This is a genomic window from Exiguobacterium sp. 8A, from assembly GCF_902506275.1.
Lineage (GTDB): Bacteria > Bacillota > Bacilli > Exiguobacteriales > Exiguobacteriaceae > Exiguobacterium > Exiguobacterium profundum.
Genome location: NZ_LR733630.1, coordinates 1807903 through 1826865 on the forward strand (window position 1 = coordinate 1807903; position 18963 = coordinate 1826865).

Annotated in this window: 18 protein-coding genes and 2 other annotated features; of the genes, 5 read left to right on the forward strand and 13 right to left on the reverse strand. The window is 49.7% G+C overall.

Translation table 11 applies throughout. The features are described 5' to 3' along the window. Positions 1-34: 34 nt before the first annotated feature. Together GVY42_RS09270 and pta are read right to left on the reverse strand one after the other, a co-directional pair. Positions 35-754, reverse strand: coding sequence for a DUF2711 family protein (locus tag GVY42_RS09270; RefSeq protein WP_159563044.1), 720 nt, complete (start codon positions 752-754; stop codon positions 35-37). A 76-nt stretch (positions 755-830) separates the two neighbouring features. After that, a complete protein-coding gene (gene pta, locus GVY42_RS09275) occupies positions 831-1820 on the reverse strand; it encodes a phosphate acetyltransferase (protein WP_012727490.1) in 990 nt (329 codons plus the stop codon). 338 nt (positions 1821-2158) lie between these two features. On the opposite strand from pta, the gene hemQ reads away from it, so the two are divergent. Together hemQ and GVY42_RS16490 are read left to right on the forward strand one after the other, a co-directional pair. After that, positions 2159-2935, forward strand: a complete 777-nt coding sequence (hemQ, locus tag GVY42_RS09280; protein ID WP_074035549.1) for a hydrogen peroxide-dependent heme synthase — start codon at positions 2159-2161, stop codon at positions 2933-2935. Between the two features lie 75 nt (positions 2936-3010). Beyond that, positions 3011-3157 (forward strand): hypothetical protein, encoded by a 147-nt coding sequence (locus tag GVY42_RS16490; protein ID WP_012727492.1) that lies wholly within the window; start codon positions 3011-3013, stop codon positions 3155-3157. A gap of 3 nt (positions 3158-3160) precedes the next feature. Here GVY42_RS16490 and GVY42_RS09285 read toward each other — a convergent pair whose 3' ends face one another. Beyond that, complete coding sequence (locus tag GVY42_RS09285) at positions 3161-4099, reverse strand: RimK family alpha-L-glutamate ligase (protein WP_074035547.1); 939 nt, start codon at positions 4097-4099, stop codon at positions 3161-3163. A gap of 153 nt (positions 4100-4252) precedes the next feature. Between GVY42_RS09285 and GVY42_RS09290 the strand changes: the two genes are divergently transcribed. Beyond that, complete coding sequence (locus GVY42_RS09290) at positions 4253-5743, forward strand: potassium/proton antiporter (protein ID WP_159563045.1); 1491 nt, start codon at positions 4253-4255, stop codon at positions 5741-5743. A gap of 41 nt (positions 5744-5784) precedes the next feature. Here the strand turns inward: GVY42_RS09290 and trpA are convergent, their stop codons facing one another. From trpA to trpD, 5 genes are read right to left on the reverse strand one after another with little or no spacing between them, the layout of a single operon-like run. After that, positions 5785-6552, reverse strand: a complete 768-nt coding sequence (trpA, locus tag GVY42_RS09295) for a tryptophan synthase subunit alpha (RefSeq protein ID WP_159563046.1) — start codon at positions 6550-6552, stop codon at positions 5785-5787. After that, the gene (gene trpB, locus GVY42_RS09300; RefSeq protein ID WP_159563047.1) at positions 6549-7736 is read right to left on the reverse strand and encodes a tryptophan synthase subunit beta; all 1188 of its coding nucleotides are present in this window, start codon (positions 7734-7736) and stop codon (positions 6549-6551) included. The genes trpA and trpB overlap by 4 nt, the downstream gene beginning before the upstream one ends. Then, complete coding sequence (locus GVY42_RS09305) at positions 7733-8287, reverse strand: phosphoribosylanthranilate isomerase (protein WP_159563048.1); 555 nt, start codon at positions 8285-8287, stop codon at positions 7733-7735. Before GVY42_RS09305 ends, trpB begins: the two co-directional genes overlap by 4 nt. Beyond that, entirely contained in the window at positions 8263-9024 is a 762-nt protein-coding gene (gene trpC / locus GVY42_RS09310; protein ID WP_159563049.1) for an indole-3-glycerol phosphate synthase TrpC, read from the reverse strand. Before trpC ends, GVY42_RS09305 begins: the two co-directional genes overlap by 25 nt. Then, positions 9021-10010 (reverse strand): anthranilate phosphoribosyltransferase, encoded by a 990-nt coding sequence (gene trpD / locus GVY42_RS09315; protein WP_074035535.1) that lies wholly within the window; start codon positions 10008-10010, stop codon positions 9021-9023. Before trpD ends, trpC begins: the two co-directional genes overlap by 4 nt. Positions 10011-10065: 55 nt before the next feature. Then, positions 10066-10293: a binding site (T-box leader), on the reverse strand. A gap of 48 nt (positions 10294-10341) precedes the next feature. Further along, positions 10342-10570, reverse strand: a binding site (T-box leader). 242 nt (positions 10571-10812) lie between these two features. Here trpD and GVY42_RS09320 point away from each other — a divergent pair. Next, positions 10813-12126: an amino acid permease gene (locus GVY42_RS09320; protein ID WP_236548990.1), complete on the forward strand. Its 1314-nt coding sequence runs from the start codon at positions 10813-10815 to the stop codon at positions 12124-12126. Between the two features lie 83 nt (positions 12127-12209). Here GVY42_RS09320 and GVY42_RS09325 read toward each other — a convergent pair whose 3' ends face one another. From GVY42_RS09325 to GVY42_RS09335, 3 genes are all read right to left on the reverse strand, one after another. Beyond that, entirely contained in the window at positions 12210-13706 is a 1497-nt protein-coding gene (locus GVY42_RS09325) for a murein hydrolase activator EnvC (protein WP_159563051.1), read from the reverse strand. A 421-nt stretch (positions 13707-14127) separates the two neighbouring features. Next, the gene (locus GVY42_RS09330) at positions 14128-14493 is read right to left on the reverse strand and encodes a DUF423 domain-containing protein (RefSeq protein ID WP_074035530.1); all 366 of its coding nucleotides are present in this window, start codon (positions 14491-14493) and stop codon (positions 14128-14130) included. A gap of 12 nt (positions 14494-14505) precedes the next feature. Continuing rightward, entirely contained in the window at positions 14506-15111 is a 606-nt protein-coding gene (locus tag GVY42_RS09335) for a trimeric intracellular cation channel family protein (RefSeq protein WP_012727503.1), read from the reverse strand. Positions 15112-15204: 93 nt separating this feature from the next. On the opposite strand from GVY42_RS09335, the gene GVY42_RS09340 reads away from it, so the two are divergent. After that, entirely contained in the window at positions 15205-16842 is a 1638-nt protein-coding gene (locus tag GVY42_RS09340; protein WP_159563052.1) for an AarF/ABC1/UbiB kinase family protein, read from the forward strand. Here the strand turns inward: GVY42_RS09340 and GVY42_RS09345 are convergent. Both GVY42_RS09345 and GVY42_RS09350 read right to left on the reverse strand, forming a co-directional pair. Then, a complete protein-coding gene (locus tag GVY42_RS09345; RefSeq protein ID WP_159563053.1) occupies positions 16781-18364 on the reverse strand; it encodes a GNAT family N-acetyltransferase in 1584 nt (527 codons plus the stop codon). The genes GVY42_RS09340 and GVY42_RS09345 overlap by 62 nt on opposite strands. Then, entirely contained in the window at positions 18361-18873 is a 513-nt protein-coding gene (locus tag GVY42_RS09350) for a glycerol-3-phosphate acyltransferase (RefSeq protein ID WP_159563054.1), read from the reverse strand. Before GVY42_RS09350 ends, GVY42_RS09345 begins: the two co-directional genes overlap by 4 nt. Positions 18874-18963: the final 90 nt, after the last annotated feature.

The following is an 18963-nucleotide window of genomic DNA, read 5'->3' on the forward strand; positions in this document are numbered from 1 at the left end:
AGTTCCCCTTTCAATCATGGATTTCTCTTTTAGTTTACCTCAGCTTATGCTCCGACAAACTCCAGTTGATCATCGTCTCAGCATCACAATAGAACCCCTCGAGCTCACATTGTTTGACGACCTGTTCGATAAAGGCGCGACTGCCACAACACAACGTGAAATGGCTATCCCAAGGCGATACGATGAGCCATTCGTGTTGATAACCGAAAAACGTCCGATGTTGCATGCCCCACGTATCAGCGGCTAGCGTCTCACTGAGATGGATGAGATGCCGTTCCGTACAAAATTCGTCTCCGGTCCAGATCCAGCCTTCTCCCATCTCCAAAAGTACACGCAACACTTGATTCTTTAGCAGATCCGACAGTTCCCCTTCACCTGGTGGGAGCACATTCTCACGTTCGCAATATTCAATGATTCGATTCGCCCCTTCTCGATCTTCGGCGTGTAGTTTCAGCGCCCCAATCATCGTTCGGAGCGCGTGGTCGATACGGCTCACGTCACGAAAACCTAGTCTTCGCCTCATCTCTTCCCATGTAACGGACCGAAATTGCTGTTCGACCTCGTTATTATCCAGATCGGTATAACGATCAATCATGGTGGGGTGACCTATTGGAGCAAGGAATGGATGAAACACGATGAAGACCGTTTCAAATACCCCTTCATAATACGTCTTAATCGAATCATCATCCCCGCCACCAAACATAGCGTAACGATGTCCTTCAGGTAATAAAACACTCTCATCTAGTTCGTCCATTTCATCACTCCTTTCTTGAATAGTTTATAACGAGCCATCAAAAAAAGCATCCTTCTATAAGAAGAATGCTCCGGACTCACGCTTCGTTGCGCTCGTCGATTGCTTGCGCCGCTGTGATGAGCGTCAATTTGTAGACGTCCTCTTCGTTACAACCGCGTGATAAGTCGTTCACTGGTTTGTTGAGACCTTGAAGGATCGGACCGATCGCTTCAAATCCACCGAAACGTTGAACCATCTTGTAGCCAATGTTACCGGCTTCAAGACTTGGGAAGACGAATACGTTCGCCTTACCAGCAACGTCAGAACCCGGTGCTTTCTTCGCCGCTACGCTAGGGACGAATGCCGCATCGAATTGAAGTTCTCCGTCGATTGGAAGGTTCGGTGATTTTTCTTTTGCCAGGCGTGTCGCTTCCACGACTTTCTCTGTTTCAGGTGACTTCGCAGAACCTTTCGTCGAGAAGCTAAGAAGCGCGACTTGTGGGTCGATACCGAACGTCTTCGCTGTCGCTGCCGACAAGAACGCGTTCTCTGCTAAATCTGCCGCGTCCGGTGCGATGTTGATCGCACAGTCCGAGAAGACGTATTGCTCGTCGTCACGTACCATGATGAACACACCTGACGTCTTTTTGATGCCTGGTTGCATTTTAATGATTTGTAGTGCCGGACGTACCGTATCAGCCGTCGCGTGCATCGCGCCTGAGACAAGACCTTCTGCTTTGCCTGTGTGAACGAGCATTGTTCCGAAGTAGTTCACGTCTGATGTAAGGAGTTCGCGCGCTTGTTCAGCCGTTGCTTTTCCTTTACGACGCTCGACGAATGATTCGACGAGGACGTCGATGTCTTCGTATGTCGCTGGGTCATATTGTGTCAAACCTGAGATGTCGAAACCGTGTTTCGCCGCAACCGCTTCGAGATCTGCTTTCGCACCGACGACGATTGGTTCTACCATACCGTCTGCTTTCAATCGAACAGCGGCTCCAAGAACACGCTCATCGATACCTTCCGGGAAGACGATGGTCGGACGAACCGGGCTAACTTTTTGCTTCAACGTTTCAAATAATTTCATAACGAATGAACCCCTTTTCTCAATTTACAGCATGACTGCTAATGGTTTTGCCGTTGACTTGTGTCTTTACGCGATTTCAATTATACACAGTACCCTTTTCAAAATAAACTATTCTGCCCATTTCGCCATAAATCGCTTAGAATCAATCATTATATGAATAGAACAGTTTTGACAAACCGACTGATACAGCCATTTTTGTAGCCGTTTTCATGTTTCTGTCCTCTGTTCTTTACCCGCCATGAATCGTGATAACCCTCACAGTGCCTCAAAGTTGCCAGTCAGTGAAGCGTGTATGGTAAAATAGACGGCGAAGCCAAGTCCCGAAAGGAGATTTTTTTATGTCAGAACGTCCAGTACCTACAACAGATACACAACATGCCGCCGCCACATTAGACGGATGGTATACACTTCATGATTTCCGCACGATTGATTGGGCTCGTTTGAAACTCGTCGATGCTGAAAAGCGTCAACAGATGATTGATGAGTTCACAGCGTTCCTCGCTTCTCTCGAAGAAGTTGAAGCAAAAGGCGAAGGAAGCCACGCCTTTTACTCGATTCTCGGTCAGAAGGCAGACCTCGTCTTGATGGTGCTTCGTCCGACATTCAACGAACTTGAAGATGTCGAGCGCGCCTTCCGCAAAACGGCGCTATACGATTATATGATTCCGTCGTATTCATACGTGTCGGTCATCGAGCTCGGGATGTATCGCGGATCTGGAGACGGGGACCCGTATCAAAATCCTCATATCCGCTCACGCCTCTATCCGACACTTCCAAAAGCCGCACACATCTGTTTCTATCCGATGAGTAAAGCTCGTCGCGACGGCGACAACTGGTACATGTTGTCGATGGATGAGCGCAAAGACCTCATGTATCGTCACAGCATGATTGGCCGTAGCTACGCCGGTAAGATTCAACAGTTCATCGGTGGGTCGACTGGATTCGACGCATGGGAGTGGGGCGTCACGCTCTTCGCTGAAGATTCACTTCAGTTTAAGAAAATCGTTTACGAGATGCGTTTCGACGAAGTAAGTGCGAAGTATGGAGAGTTCGGCGACTTCTACGTTGGGAACATCTTACCAAAAGAAAATTTGAGCACATTCTTTAGCGTGTAAAAGGTTTACGCGTATAACACCTCGGGAATTAAGGATGATGTAAGCAAGTTATCCTGATTAACGAGGTGAACAACGATGCGCGTGTTTAAAGAAACCGATCGTGACACTGCGGAACGTTTAGATTCGTTCATCGAACGAATGGCACCGACAGCAGAATTAGTCCAACATCGATTTGAAGAGCAACTCAAACATACACAGCAAAAGGGTCAGGCGAGCGCCTGACCCTTATTTTGTCGTAGTGACGTGAAGTGCGTCGCCTAAGAAAGTAGCCAATTCAAGCATTCCGTAGCGTCCGGCTTTCGCTTCAGCATCGGAATTATAGTTCGTGTTTGTATTGACGTCGTATGCGTAGACGTTGCCGTCTTGGTCTCGAATGATTTCAATCCCCGCAATATCGATCGCATTCGCTTTCAAGAACTGTTCGAGCTTTGGAATGATGGGGTCATCGAATCCTTCGACGATTTCAAACTTCGCCGGCGGCGTCTCCCCGACTGGGCAGAACTGGTCTTCAATCGAGCAGGCATCAGCAGGACAGAGCTCGAACCCTTCCGACGTGTCGACACGGACCGCATAAAGGAACTTTCCGCCGATGAACTCGCAACGGGTGATATACGGTTCCGGGGCTTCGATATACTGTTGAATGAGCGTGATGCCGTCAACCGATTCCTCGAACGAGGGACCATATACATATTCTTTGAGTCCTTCGATCGTATGGAACAATTGGACCCCAAGTCCTTTTCCGGCACGATTATGTTTCGTGATGAATGGCGTCAAAGCTAACTGCTCAGCCGCTTCGATGATTTGCGCCTTACCGACTGCCGCAATCGTCTTCGGCACGCGAATCCCTTCACGTCGAAGCGCCGTGTATTGATTGACTTTACTCACTTCGAGGCGGATGGCACGTGTGCCGTTGAACACGGTCCGGTCGTTTGCCTCTAACCAAGCGAGGACGCCTTCCGTCAATTCTGGTGCGTACCGATGCCCACGTGTGTGCGAGGAGGCACTCATCCGATTATAAAAGACACCTTCCGGGGGCATTGCTTCGAGATCAATCGTCCCTTGGTCCAAGTGCCACAATTCATATGGCAAGTTCAATTCTTTTAAACGGTGGACAAGGTGGTTCGTCCATTCTTCGTTTTCATGAATGACGTGAATTTTAGACATCATCATTCCTCCTTCTATGATGTGTTTACTTTACCATATTCATAACCGACAATTCCAATGTGTATGGTTTGCCTAATCCTCAATTCTGAAATATCAGACGATTTCATGGTATAATGAACTTAAGAGTATTGTTTCAGAAAGGAAGTGTTGTGTTTGCCCGTACCTGTTATAAGTACTGATGTACTCATTTTACTCTTCGGTCTACTTCTCGTAGCCGGTGTCATGGCGACACGAATCTCGACTCGATTCGGCTTGCCCGCCTTGATTTTATTTATGGGAATCGGCATGATCATGGGAAGTGACATTACTGGTCTCATCTTCTTTGACGACTCGAATTTAGCGCAGCTGATTGGAGTCGCTGCCTTGATTGTCATTTTGTTTGAAGGGGGTCTTCAAACGAAATGGTCATCAATCCGGAGCGTCCTCGCCCCTTCTGCCTCGCTGGCGACGCTTGGGGTATTGATTACTACAACAGTAGTCGCCGTGGCCGTTCGTTTCGTATTTGGTTTCGATTGGATTGAATCTTTCTTGTTCGGTGCGATCATCGGTTCGACCGACGCAGCGGCCGTCTTCGCCGCATTTAAAGGAAAGAATATCTCACCGAAAGTCGGTGCGACTCTCGAAGCCGAGTCCGGCACGAACGACCCGATGGCGATGTTTTTGACGATTCTCGCTCTCGACTTCATGATGAAGCCGGATACGACCATTTGGGACGGAATTTGGATGTTCGCCCTTCAAATCGTTGTCGGGGCATTGATCGGCTTCATCCTTGGACAACTGTCTCGCCTCATGTTGAACCACTTGAGACTTGATTCGAGCGGACTGCATGCCGTTCTCATGATTTCTATGGCGTTTCTTACCTATGGTGTCACAGCTTACTTATTGGGAAGCGGATTACTCGCCGTCTATATCGCCGCCATGATTGTCGGAAATGCGGATACAGCGCATGAAGTGACAATCGTCCAATTCTCAGAAGCGCTCGCGTGGATCATGCAAATCATCATGTTCGTCATCCTTGGGTTACTCGTCTTCCCTCGTCAACTCATCGAGCCGGACTTGATTTGGAAAGGACTACTCATCTCATTCGTCCTTATGTTCTTGGCACGTCCGATTGCCGTCTATTTATCGACACTTGGCATGTCATTTACGAGAAAAGAAAAGTTGTTCATCTCATGGGCTGGTCTAAAAGGCGCCGTGCCGATCGTCCTTGCGACTTTCCCGCTTATTGCCGGTACCGAAAATAGCCAACTGTTATTCAATGCCGTCTTTTTCGTCGTCGTGACGAGCGCCCTGATCCAAGGGACGACGTTGACGCCACTTGCCGAGAAGTTAGGGTTGCTCGGTCCGGATAAAATTCGTTCTCCATACACAATCGCCCTTGTCTCGAGCAAACAGTCTCAACACAAACTCGTACCTTACGCGGTCACAGCAACTTCATCCATGATTGGAAAAACGCTCGCGGACATCACACTCCCACCGAACACCGTCGTGAACGCCATCGTCCGAAACGAATACTTGATTCCACCGAACGGTCAGACAGCCATCGAAGAAGGTGACCTCTTATACGTGCTCGCCTCGATGTATCGTCATGATCAACTCGACCAAACATTTGGTGAAGATGGACTCGATCGAGTCGAATTATGAGAAGATAGAAAATCAGCGCTTCGCCTGAAGCGCTGATTTTCTTATGCATGGATTTGCTTTGCCGATCGAATGAGCGTCTCGACATCCTCTGTCCGTCCTTCATGAAGCGCTTCGACGATAAAGCTCCCGACGACGACACCGTCACACGCATTCCCAAGTGACTGTACTTGTTCCGGACGATGGACTCCGAATCCTGCTAAGACGGGAACCCGTGACTGCTCAGTCAATCGAGTTAAGTAGGCGAGAAGCTCGTCTGGGAATACATCCGCTTTCCCGGTCGTTCCTTTGAGCGTGACCGCATACACGAATCCTTCTGCTTTTTCTAAGATGGATGCCGTTCGTGCCTCACTACTCGTCAGCGTGACGAGCGGGATGACGGCGACGTCATGCCGATTGACATCTGCGAACAACTGGAGGCTCTCCTCAAACGGAAGGTCAGGAATAATGACCCCGCTCACACCACATTCGTTCGCCCGGTCAAAGAACGGTTGGACCCCGAACCGAAACACGGGATTCAAGTATGTCATCAAGACAATCGGAACGTTAAATTGATCTTTTCCTTCTATTAAATGGTTCAATACCATTTCAAGCGTCACACCAGCTTCAAGCGCGCGCATTCCTGCCGCTTCAATAATTGGTCCATCCGCCACCGGATCGGAGAATGGGATACCGAGTTCAATCGCCGTCGCCCCCATCCGTTCTAGTTCCACAATGGTCGGAATCAGTCGCTCCATCCCGCCGTCACCGGCCATGATATACGGAACGAACGCCGCTCCTTCTCGCTGTCGAATCGCTGTCTCTAGTTTCATCGTGTCGCCACCTTCTCTCGGATTGTATGGACGTCTTTGTCTCCGCGCCCTGATAAACAAATCACCAGTGTATCGTCTTCTCCCATCGTCTTCGCGAGCGTCTCTGCATAAGCGAGGGCGTGTGAAGACTCCAATGCAGGAATGATTCCTTCTTGTCGGCTGAGTGCGAGACACGCGTCGAGTGCCTCGTCATCCGTGACGGCCGCATAGCGCACCCGCTCAATATCTTTCAAGAAACTGTGCTCCGGTCCTACCCCTGGGTAATCGAGTCCGGCTGAAATGGAGTGCGCTTCCTCGATTTGACCCGCTGCGTCTTGCAAGACATACATGAGCGACCCGTGTAAGACACCGACTTCCCCTTTTGTGAGGGTCGCTGCGTGTTTATCCGTATCGATGCCACTTCCAGCCGCCTCGACACCGTAAAGCGCGACCGACTCATCGTTCAAGAACGGATAGAACATGCCCATGGCGTTGCTCCCTCCGCCGACACAAGCGACGACGGCGTCCGGGAGGTGTCCCGTCTGTTCAAGGATTTGCCGACGTGTCTCTGTCCCGATCACGCTTTGGAAATCACGTACCATCTGCGGGAATGGATGCGGTCCGAGAACGGAACCCATCACATAGTGCGTATCGTCGACATGTTTGACCCAGTAACGGAGCGCTTCATTGACGGCATCCTTCAACGTACGACTGCCTGATTTGACAGGAACGACTTTCGCCCCGAGTAATTCCATCCGAAACACGTTCAATGCTTGGCGTTCAACATCGACCTCACCCATGAAGATGGTACATTCTAAATCGAGTAATGCACATACTGTCGCAGTCGCAACACCGTGCTGACCCGCTCCCGTCTCGGCAACGACTTTTTGTTTGCCCATCCGTTTCGCAAGGAGCGCCTGCCCAATCGTGTTGTTGATCTTATGGGCACCGGTATGGTTTAAGTCTTCACGTTTCAAATAGACGTTCGTCCCGAGACGGCGACTCAGGTTCGACGCATAATAAAGTGGCGTCTCACGTCCCACGTATTCACGTAATAAGGAAGAGAAGCGTTCTTGAAACTCAGGATCTTGCTTCGCTTCTTCATAAGCGACCTCTAATTCTTCGACCGCCTGCATGAGCGTCTCCGGAATATACTTTCCACCATATTGTCCAAACTTCCCGTTCACTGGTTGTGCATACATCATAGTTCCTCCTTGGCGCGTTGAATGAACGCACGAATTTTTTCGATATCTTTCACACCGTCCGTCTCGACACCGCTCGAGACATCGACGCCGTCTGGTTGGATGAGTTGAATTGCTTGTCCGACATTGTCAGGGGATAGCCCGCCCGCTAGCCAAAACGGACGTTGCGGCCGGTCCATTGTGCCCCAATCTAAAATCTGTCCACTCCCTGGGGTCGGATGGTCGATCAAACGCACATCTGCCGTCTCCTCGGTCGACGCATCGATGATGGGCAATCCGAAGGTACGGAGTTGTTCGATTGACTGCGTCCGATGGTGAATTTGTAAATCCGTCAGCCCTACGTCCAGCGTTTCCTCGATCTCTTCCATTGAAGGACTTAAAAACACACCAACGATCCGGACCGATTGTGGGATATGTGCAGCTAATCTCTTCGCAGTCGTCACGTCGATTTGTCGAGAACTCGGGGCGAAGACGAACCCGATTGCATCCGCTCCCGCCTCGACCGCCGCCTCAACAGCTTCCTTTGTTTTTAGTCCACAGATTTTAACGAACATGTTTTCAACTCCTCGAGTAACCGGGTCGGGTCCTCTTCACGCATGAGTGCTTCCCCGACGAGAATGGCGCTTGCCCCAGCTTCTTGTAAACGTGCAGCCGCCTCGACCGAACTGACTCCGCTTTCGCTGACGAATGTGACCTCAGGATAGCGTTTCATCAAATCAATCGATGTTTCGAGGGATACCTCGAACGTTTTTAAGTCTCTGTTATTGATGCCGATCAACACGTCATCAAGTTCGAGGGCGATGCGTAACTCCGCCTCATCATGTACTTCGACTAAGACGTCGAGACCGATGGAGCGAGCGTATCGCGTCAACTCCTGAAGACGTGTCGGATGGAGTGCCGCCACGATAAGAAGTGCCACACTCGCCCCGTAATGCTTCGCATAGTCGAGTTGTCGTTCATCGATGATGAAATCTTTACAGAGCACCGGGATGGTGACGACATCGGCAACTTGTCGCAAGTCGTCAAAAGAACCGTTAAAGTACGTCGTGTCTGTCAAAACGGAGATCATCGTCGCACCAGCTTTTTCATATTGACGTGCCCGTTTAGCGACGTCGACCGTCTCCCGAATCATTCCTTTCGAGGGGGACGACCGTTTGATCTCTGAAATGATATGGAATCCCTCGCTCATCACATGTAAGAGAGAGATTGGCTTCGTCACGGGGACATCGATGGGCTGCATGCCGCTAACCTCTTCTATTTTCGTTCCGATGATTTTCGTTAAATAACTCATGCTTCGACCTCCGTACGTTGTAAGTTTTGTAATACACGCAAGGCGTGTCCTTCATCGATACTACGTTTTGCTTCTTTCACTCCTGCACGAAGCGTTGCGGTCGTACCATACGTGCAAAGGGCAAGTGCCGCGTTTAATAAGACGACGTCGCGTGCCGGTCCCGACTCTCCATTCAATACGGCAAGAAGTGTCGCAGCGTTCTCTTCTGGTGTGCCTCCACGTAGCGCTTCAAGCGGTGCCCGCATCAAGCCGACATCTCGTGGGTCGACCGCATAACGCGCCGTCTGTTCCCCATCAAAGAAGTACACGTCGTTCACACCGGCGAGACTCGCTTCATCGAGTCCACCTGCTCCATGGACGACCATACCGCGCTCCACCCCGAGATGACGCATCGCGGTCGCCATCTTCTCGAGTAACGATGGATGATAGACACCGACAAGTTGTCGTTTCGGACGAAGCGGGTTCGTTAACGGTCCGATTTGGTTGAAGATGGTCGCCGTCGCGAGCCGTTTCCGGACCGGCATGACATGCTTCATGATCGGGTGGACATGCTGGGCGAATAGAAAACTGAGATTCGTCCGTTTCAAGTCAGCATGTACTTCTTCTGCCGTCTTCACAATCGGAACGTTCAATGCCTCTAAGACGTCCGCGCTTCCTGATCGACTCGAGACGCTTCGATTCCCGTGCTTGGCGACCGGAATCCCAAGACCAGCCAGGACAAAGGCGACGGTCGAACTGATATTAAACGTATGCGCCCCGTCGCCGCCGGTACCACAAACATCTAGTACGGGTAAATCACTTTGGGGGAACTGTGCCGCTTCACGAATGTATGCTGCGAGTCCTGCCATCTCTTCTGCTGTCTCACCGCGCTCTTTCATCGCCAGCAGCACTCGTTCGATTTGCGCTTCATCCGCTTGGAACATCTCGCTCGCTGCCACTTTCATATCTGCTGTTGATAATGCGTTTGTCTCCAATTGTTGAATCATCGTCTGTTCCCCCTCTAAAAATGTGTATAAAAAAACTCCATACGACAGTCGTCGTATGGAGGACGGTTCAATACCGCGGTGCCACCTCTCGTTGATTCCAAAGAATCCACTCTCCGATGCAATCACATCGTATCCCGATAACGGGGGAAACCGTCACGACCTACTCTCTTCAGCCATGCTCTCATGAGCCCATTCACGCGGACGCCTCGGTCAGGATCTCACCATCCCTGACTCTCTGGACGAAACGTCTTCTCGCGCTACTTTTCTCAATCCTCGATTTATATTGTCGAAACGAAAAAGGGGTCACCCGTCTCCTCATAGCCTGTGCTATAAGAAGGACGAGTAACCCCGTGGTGCCACCTTCGTTGGTTCCAAAGAACCCACTTCACGGACAATCATCCGCTTCCCCGTGATAACGGTGGGTAACCCGCTAAAGCCTACTCAAAGTTCGGTTTAGAGCTCAGAAGTCCATTCGCGACGTCCCATATACTGATTCACACCAACCATCAGCTCTCTGTCATACAGGATTCGTCGTTACTTCTCTTCGTCGACGCCTTTATTCGTTTCAGTTAAGTTAATTCGTACTATACAGGGCAGAGGAATCCATGTCAAATAAAAAAATTATAAAAACTTTGTCTCTATATGTGCAGTCAAAAATGAGAAACTTTCACCGTTTTTTCGAATTGACATTGTTTTTTTTCGTCTGCTATAGTCGTCCACAACAACATTCCACTCAGCTAAAGGAGAATCGATTTTGGAAACAAACAAACTAAAACGCGAGCTGTCCACCCGGCAACTCACGATGATTTCCCTCGGAAGCGCCATCGGAACCGGGCTGTTCCTAGGAAGCGGTCTCGCGATTCAAACCGCTGGCCCGAGCGTGCTCGTCAGCTATGCCATCGGGGCGTTCATCGTCCTCTTACTCATGGGTGCTCTCGCCGAAATGACGGTTGCCCATCCAACATCTGGATCATTCGGAACGATTGCCGAGCGATACGTTCATCCACTCGCTGGTTTTCTCGTCCGTTACTCTTACTGGGTCGCAAACGTACTGGCTGTAGGAGTTGAAGTCAGTGCCATCGCCATTTACATGCGCTACTGGTTCCCTGATGTGAACGGGTTCGTCTGGGTCGCCCTCTTCGGTGGATTACTCATTTACGTCAACGCCCGTCACGTTCACACGTTCGGAACGACTGAATACTGGTTATCCTTCATCAAAGTAACTGCCATTATCTTATTCATCGTCCTCGGTGCCGCCACATTGTTCGGCGAACCAGGATCACCGATTGAGTCAATCACGACAGGAAACGAAGGCTTCTTCGCGTTCGGCTTTTACGGAATGTGGGTGACGATTTTCATCTCCCTCTTCAGTTTCCTTGGAACCGAGCTCGTCGCTGTCACAGCCGGTGAAGCGAAAGACCCGGACCAGGCCGTACCACGCGCTTTACGTGCGACCGTGTTCCGCTTGACGTTCTTCTATGTCATCACGCTTGCGATCATGCTCATGCTGATTCCATGGCAGCAAGCAGGGATTGACCAAAGTCCGTTCGTGCTCGTCATGGAACAGTTCGATGTCCCGTTCGCGGCAGGCATCCTCAACTTTGTGATTTTGATCGCTGCCTTATCTGCGATGAACGCGCAACTCTATGCATCAACGCGCATGATGTACTCGCTCGCTGAAGCCGGCGATGCACCGAAAGCATTCAAAAAAATCAGCAAAAATGGGATTCCAATGTTCGCATTACTCGTTTCAACGGGTGGGATTGTCCTCGCCGCTTTGCTACAAGTATTCATGGAGTCATCGTATCCATTCTTGATGGGAATTTCGATGTTCGGAGCTATTTTCACTTGGTTCATGGTCTTCGTCTCCCACTTGTTCTTCCGTAAAAAATGGACCGGACGAAAACTCCCTGTCCGCATGATGGGGTATCCATTCCTCCCATTGCTCGGGGCGGTCTTACTGCTCAGCCTGATGATCACGACATGGTTCACGGATTTCAACATCTTGTTGAAGTTTGGGGTACCTTGGTTGATTGGGTTGACGATTATCTATTACGTGCGTGAACAAATGCGTAAAAACCAAGATCGTCCAAGCGATATCGAGCAAGCCAACTAACGAGTATCCCTTCGCAATCGCGGAGGGATTTTTTACGCACAAAAACTCCTTTCGCAATCGAAAGGAGTTTTCTGGTTGATGCATCAGAAGAACTGACGCGGGTTGACCGTGCTACCTGCGCTCGTTGCCGAGTATGAGTAGCCGCCTTTATGAATCTCAAAGTGCAAGTGCGGACCTGAAGAGTTCCCTGTGTTTCCAAGTGTCCCGATGTTCGACCCTTGCGTCACACGCTGTCCAGAGCTGACAGATACCGAGTTCATGTGCGCATAGACCGTGGTCCAAACTTGACCGTTGATCACGTGTGCGATCATGACGTGGTTCCCGTATGCGCCACCCCAACCTGCACGAATGACCGTACCTGTCGCAGATGCGCGAATCGGTGTCCCTGTTGGACCTGCGATGTCTACACCGTTATGGAACGTGTAACCAAACGCACCGCTCGCCGGACCCCATCCTTGTGAGTAGCGTCCTGAAGCCGGTTGAATGAACATCGAACTAGACGGAGCTGGCGTCGATGTCGTCGGCGCCGGTTTTGGCTCTGGTTTCGGAGCTGGCGTTGATGCCGGTGCCGGTTTTGGAGCTGGCGTTGATGCCGCCGTGTTGTTTGAAGACGACGAAGACGGGGTATTCGATTTATTGTCTTGCTTTTGTTGAGCAGCTTGACGAGCTGCTTCCGCTTCTCGTTCTGCCTCTGCCTGACGGGCAGCCTCAGCTTGACGTGCAGCTTCTGCTTGGCGGGCTTCTTCCGCCTTACGTGCCGCCTCTTGACGAGCTGCTTCTTCCGCACGACGACGGGCTTCCTCTTCTTCCCGACGCTGCGCTTCGATTTCAGCCGCGATTGCCTGTTCTTGAGCGACTAATGTTGCTTCAATCTCTTGAAGGTCAAAGATTTGCGATTCGAACTTGATGTTCTTCTCTTCAAGCTCTTTGATGCGTTTTTCACGTTGCTTCATTTTCTTCTCAAGCTCGGCTTGACGCACTTCGAGTGCTTTTTGTTGTTCAAGAAGTGAAGCACGCTCTGCTTTCAAGTCAGCCTGCGCTTCTTTCAACGAACGCTGTGTCGCTTCATAGTCATCAAACAACTCTTGGTCACTACGCTGAATCGTTCCAGCTGTGATCATACGTGTCACGAGATCAGAGAGATTTTTTGAACCGAAGATGAACTCAGCCCAGTTGATTGAACCGCCACCGTTCTTTTGCATCGTGGCCATACGCTCTTTCATCATCGCTTCTTGCGCCTTCATTTTTTCTTGGTAATCTTTAATGTCGGCTTCAAGATCCTCGATCTTCATCTCGGTGCGCTTGATTTCTTGGCGTTTCATGGCGACATCATTGATGATGTCTTGCAATTGTGCGTCCATTTTGTTGACCTCAGCCTGAACTTTTGAAATCTCTTCCTTGTTTCCTTCAATTTTTGAAGATGTTTCTGACTGGTCTTTTTTCACACTGTCGCGCTTTTCTTTTACTTTTTGTTGTTGTTCTTGCTTCTCTTTAATCGAAGTCGATGCATCCGCAACTGTATGTGTGCTGATGAGCATCACACCGAGCGTCAACGTCGAGACTGTGCGTTTCCAATTCATGAATGGGGTACATCCTTTCTTAAATGACAAACGTGAGTACCTACTACACTACATATTTAAAGCCGTTTCAGTATGTAACAAAAACGATCATTTGGTTGAGTTTCAACACGACTAATTATATCTAACTGATAGATATTTTCCTGTTAAAGTTATATTTCAATTTTATTACGCAAGAACAAAGGTTCGGACAATGAATGCATAGAACTTATTATTTACCAATACCTTTTCAGACTGTTCGATTTGACATCTTTCTGTAATGTTTTATGTAAATAGAGAACGTTTTACCTTATTTTAAAATAATAAGCGAATAGGGCTGTATATCCCTTTTCCAATTAATAGGATGACTCATCAAAAAAATCCATGCCGTCGCTGCATGTGAACATGAGCAAAGGCATGGATATCGAATAAATCGATTCTCAAGTTATAGTTTCATCGCACCGACGATGACAAAGATCCAGGCAGCGATGAATAACACGCCGCCAATCGGTGTCACGGCTCCGAGTTTTGTAATTCCCGTCAATGCCATGACGTACAAGCTTCCTGAGAAGAAGACGATTCCCGCAAACATGAGCCATCCAGCCACGTTGAACTGGCTGATGCTCACGCGCATGAGGAGCGCTGCAATCCCAATGATTCCAAGCGCGTGCACCATATGGTAGAGCACACCTGTCTGCCAGTTTGCCAACATGTTTGGCGCCAATCTCTCTTTTAGCGCATGGGCGCCGAATGCACCAAGTGCCACACCGAGTGCCATCAATCCGGCACCGATCATTAATAATATCTTCATTTCCGTTCCCCCTTATCTGACTTTTCGTGCTGGTAAATTCCACTTCCGATAGTAGGATATCACTCGAAGTGTCGCAACGACAATTAAAAGCGCGTACACAGCAAGACCGCCTTCGAGCTTGAAGTAATACGTAATGACCGCAATGAGAATCGCCCAAATCGCATACACCTCAGATTGTAAGACGAGAGGCTTACGTCCTGCCAATAAGTCCCGGACCACACCTCCGCCAACGCCAGTCAAGACAGCCGCCGCAATCGCAGCAGATAAAGGTAAATCAAGCTTGATTGCGACCTGCGCCCCTTGAAAGGCAAAAGCGACGAGACCAATGGCGTCGACAATGACACCCCAGCGTTCCCAATGTGGCAAGACGACACTCGGGAGCAGGAAGATGAGGAGTGCGACCAGAAAACATAAAATAAATAAATCATTCTGTTGCCAAATTAAACTGACGGGGTTTCCTAACAGGACGTTTCGGATCGCGCCGCCTCCGAAGGCGGTGATAAACGCCAGTAACCAAACCCCAAAAATATCGTATTTTTCATCCATCGCAATGATGGCTCCGCTCGCCGCGAACGCAATCGTTCCGACGACGTTGAGCAATTCCCACTCCATGAACATCCCTTGCCCTTTCTTCAACGCATTGTATGGTAAAGTATAGTTACAAAAATTCAGGTCAGTCGTGCGACTGTCGTAAAGGATGTCGGTATTACAATGAAACGTATCGCTTTGTTCCGCATATGGATTATCGTCACCATGTTCGCCCGATTCATCATTCGGCTGTACGCCTTTTCACGCAAACAACAACAAGGTGTCGCCACGACAGAAGAATATGAAGCACTGATGCTCAAGCTCGCGCGTGAGTATAAGCGTAACGCGCTACGACTCGAGGGCTTGTTAATCAAACTCGGACAATTCTTATCAATTCGTGCAGACTTGCTACCACCCGCCGTCTTGAACGAGCTGTCAGAGCTCGTCGACCGTGTCCCGACGTCTGGTTGGGAGAAGTCGCGCGCGATTCTAGAGGCAGAATGGGGCGTCCCATATACCCAAGTCGTCAAAGACGTCGGCATCGACGCCGTCGCCTCGGCTTCCATCGGAGAAGTATATGGTGCCACGCTTCTTGAAAACGGCAAACGGGTCGCCATCAAAATCCAGCGTCCGAATATCGAAAAAATCATCCGGACCGACTTCCGTGCGATGCGGATTGTCACATCGATGTTAAAGCGGACATCCCTCGCTAAATCAACCGACTTAGATAGCTTATATCGCCAAATGATTTTTGTCATCGGGGATGAACTAAATTTCCAAACTGAATTAAAAAACGCCCTGTATTTTAAAGCCAAATACGCCGATAACCGAGACGTTTACATCCCGGACTATCACGAACATCTCTGTACGAACCGCGTCTTGACGATGGACTGGGTCGACGCACGCCGAATCACCGACCTCGCCTTTTTAAAAGAAAATGGAATCGACCGTTCCGCCCTAGCTGAACGACTCTTCACACTCGCTGCCGAACAGCTATTGTTTGGTGGGCAGTTCCATGCCGATCCACACCCCGGAAACGTCCAAATTCGAGCCGATGGCACCATCATCTTACTCGATTTCGGTATGGTCGGACAGACAACGGCGCAAGACATGGCCACGATTCGGAATATCTTACAGGCATTCATCTCGCTCGACTATGATAGCATCGTCGATGGATTAGAAGACTTGCGCTTCCTCTTACCGACGGCAAACAAACAAAACATTCGCCAAGCACTAGAGAAAGCGGTCACTTTCTACCTAGAAACGGACATCGATACCGTCGATACGAAATTGATTGAGAAGGTGTTACAGGACATTCAATTGCTCGTCAAAAACGAACCGATTCAGCTCCCGGCAGAATTTGCCTTCTTCGGTCGGGCCGCCTCGACCTTGCTCGGGATTCTGCAAATCCTCGATCCGAAAATCGATCTGTTCACACTCGGTAAACCGATTGTCATCGAATGGCTCGAGGAAGACGGGACAACGCTTCAAAATCGTTACGTGAAGACCGGAATCAACTACGCGAAGAAACTGTTAAACGTTCCTCCACTTCTGGATAATTACTTAAAAGAACCGACACGAAAACGTCTGTCGGAGCAAGCGATGTTCCAACGAAACCTTGAATCCAAGGAACTCTTGCACCGTCAGACGTTCAATGCCATCGTCATCTTGCTCGGTTTGCTCGTCGGCCTACTCGGCTATATTCGACCGGATGAATGGCTCTTCTGGTCAGGTGGCGTCGTCTCCGTTTTAGCTTATTTCAATTGGAGACGCCTCGGACGAAAGATTCGTCATTTGGCACGCCAAGACTTTCGAGTATAAGCGAACCGTCACTCTCAGCAGTGGCGGTTTTTTGTTGAATCCATTGTGCGATATAAGCACCGACGTCACGCATCATGCGAGGTGTCGTCCAACCCATGGTCGATACTTGAATGACGTTCGCCTGCTTTAAGTAGTCACTCTCATACTGGACGAGATAGCCTTGATAGGACAGTTGGCGCCCGAGCTCGACCGAGGATAGCTCGCACGGAACTGGAATCGTGATGATGCCGGGTGATTGGGCGGGACACACATCGACCGATAAACCGTTCTCTTGTAAGGCATTAAGCAACGTATTCATCTTTACAGAATGTGAAACGACTTCATCTTCTGTCAACTCATCCAGCGCGATCGCCATCGCTGAGAGAAGCGGTTCCGATTGTGTGAAGGCAATCGGTTGATAGAGGGATAGATCGAAATAGCGCGCTGTATGTGGTGTCGCAATCGCTGGATGCTTCATTGCCACGAACGCGAGACCCGGGGCGTTCCGTAACGCCTTTCCTGAAGAGAAGGTCACGTAGTCCGCAAACGAATAGTCATAGACGAACGTTCCGACGGCACTGATCGCATCAATGGCGACAACGCCTTGCCATGTATGGAGCGGGGCAAGGTTGATTAAAATCCCTAACGATGTCTCGCAATGAACCGTCCATACCCAGTCTGGTGCAATGCGCTCAAGTTGCGAAATATCCCATTGTCCCTCTTGGTCCACTGCGACCACGTCAAAAGACAGACCGACACGCCGGGCATGGTCAATCAAGCGTTCTCCAAATTCACCCTCATTGAAAATGAGGCCGTGTCCGTCCAATCGAGCCGCGACCGCATCGTTAGCGACGGTCCCGCTTCCAAGGAGCGTATAGACATGAGGGAGTCCGATTCGTTCCGCCAGTTTTCGTTGTACCGCTTCAAGCACTCGTCCCGTTTCGTTTGAACGATGTGGGCGCGGCTGCATCGAGAGTCGTTCTCTCACACGGTCCGAACATTCAACGGGTCCTGCTAGCAAACTTTTTGGACGTAGGATCGATGCTGATTTGGATTCATAAAAAGCCGAACGCGTCAACATCATCGGAACATATCTCGCTTCGTCAGGACCAATCGGATCCGCGAACGGCACAAACCCGAATCGATGATAGAGCACTTGTTCACGTGTCGTTCCACTGATGACAATACCATCGACATCACGCTCTGTCGCATCGTCGATGACCGCGCGCATCAATCCAGCGAACGTCCGATTGCGTCGATAGGGTTTAGTCACAGCGAGGAGGCGAATCTCAAGCCAATTCCCATCAGGAATGCGTACTCCTTTTTGTTCCAACGAAAACGGCCGTTTGCCACGTAACGCACACATGGCGACCACTTCCCCATCCACTTCTCCAATCCAATATGTATTTTCTTCGTGAAATCGGTCGACAAGTCGCCTTTCCGGATTTGGTGGATGTTGTGGAATCTCTTCAACGAATGTTTCGTAATTTAATCGATGTATCGCTTCAAAATCTGATATTTCGGCTTTTCGATACACAATCATGTTCTTTCCTCCTTCACATGATGATACGTAATCACGATAGCGATGAGTATGGCCCAGATGACATCTTCGAGACTTCCGAAAGCTGCCAACGGTAATAACGTAAGCATGACTAATCCCGTCTCGCGAGAGTTCCCCGTTAATTTGATTAAGAGTAACAAGATAACAAGACCCCCAATAAACCACCACGGCTCATATGCCCATATGATTCCAGAAAAAACGGCATATCCCTTCCCTCCCGCACGGATTCGCCAAAATGGATAAATATGCCCGAGCGTGAGCGCGAACGCCGTCTGCCAAAAATATGGTCCGCTCATCTGTAGGACGAGAATCGTCTTGAGCACGTCGAATCCATAGACGATTAGAAACGCCTTTACTCCACCGATGCGATGCGCATTGCGTGCACCGGTATTCTTCGAACCAGTTGTCGCTAAATCATGTCCACTTAGCACCCCATACAGTCTGCCCCCGAGCAGACTTCCGACTAAATAGCCAATGACGATGATCCACATAGTATCCCCTCTTTTTTTGTAAATTTGTGTGCGTTTCAGAAAAACGGGTATCCTCTAATTAACTGTGCACTTTTTGGAAAGGGGAAATCA

Excerpts from the sequence above, each read along its gene's own strand:
- hemQ (WP_074035549.1), top strand. The coding sequence starts at position 2,159 with ATGTCAGAACGTCCAGTACCTACAACAGATACACAACATGCCGCCGCC.
- pta (WP_012727490.1), bottom strand. The coding sequence starts at position 1,820 with ATGAAATTATTTGAAACGTTGAAGCAAAAAGTTAGCCCGGTTCGTCCG.
- trpA (WP_159563046.1), bottom strand. The coding sequence starts at position 6,552 with ATGAAACTAGAGACAGCGATTCGACAGCGAGAAGGAGCGGCGTTCGTT.
- GVY42_RS09320 (WP_236548990.1), top strand. The coding sequence starts at position 10,813 with ATGATTTCCCTCGGAAGCGCCATCGGAACCGGGCTGTTCCTAGGAAGC.
- GVY42_RS09270 (WP_159563044.1), bottom strand. The coding sequence starts at position 754 with ATGGACGAACTAGATGAGAGTGTTTTATTACCTGAAGGACATCGTTAC.
- GVY42_RS09285 (WP_074035547.1), bottom strand. The coding sequence starts at position 4,099 with ATGTCTAAAATTCACGTCATTCATGAAAACGAAGAATGGACGAACCAC.
- GVY42_RS09330 (WP_074035530.1), bottom strand. The coding sequence starts at position 14,493 with ATGAAGATATTATTAATGATCGGTGCCGGATTGATGGCACTCGGTGTG.
- GVY42_RS09325 (WP_159563051.1), bottom strand. The coding sequence starts at position 13,706 with ATGAATTGGAAACGCACAGTCTCGACGTTGACGCTCGGTGTGATGCTC.
- GVY42_RS09350 (WP_159563054.1), bottom strand. The coding sequence starts at position 18,873 with ATGTGGATCATCGTCATTGGCTATTTAGTCGGAAGTCTGCTCGGGGGC.
- trpD (WP_074035535.1), bottom strand. The coding sequence starts at position 10,010 with ATGATTCAACAATTGGAGACAAACGCATTATCAACAGCAGATATGAAA.
- GVY42_RS09345 (WP_159563053.1), bottom strand. The coding sequence starts at position 18,364 with ATGATTGTGTATCGAAAAGCCGAAATATCAGATTTTGAAGCGATACAT.
- GVY42_RS09305 (WP_159563048.1), bottom strand. The coding sequence starts at position 8,287 with ATGTTCGTTAAAATCTGTGGACTAAAAACAAAGGAAGCTGTTGAGGCG.
- GVY42_RS09340 (WP_159563052.1), top strand. The coding sequence starts at position 15,205 with ATGAAACGTATCGCTTTGTTCCGCATATGGATTATCGTCACCATGTTC.
- trpB (WP_159563047.1), bottom strand. The coding sequence starts at position 7,736 with ATGATGTATGCACAACCAGTGAACGGGAAGTTTGGACAATATGGTGGA.
- trpC (WP_159563049.1), bottom strand. The coding sequence starts at position 9,024 with ATGAGTTATTTAACGAAAATCATCGGAACGAAAATAGAAGAGGTTAGC.
- GVY42_RS16490 (WP_012727492.1), top strand. The coding sequence starts at position 3,011 with ATGCGCGTGTTTAAAGAAACCGATCGTGACACTGCGGAACGTTTAGAT.
- GVY42_RS09335 (WP_012727503.1), bottom strand. The coding sequence starts at position 15,111 with ATGTTCATGGAGTGGGAATTGCTCAACGTCGTCGGAACGATTGCGTTC.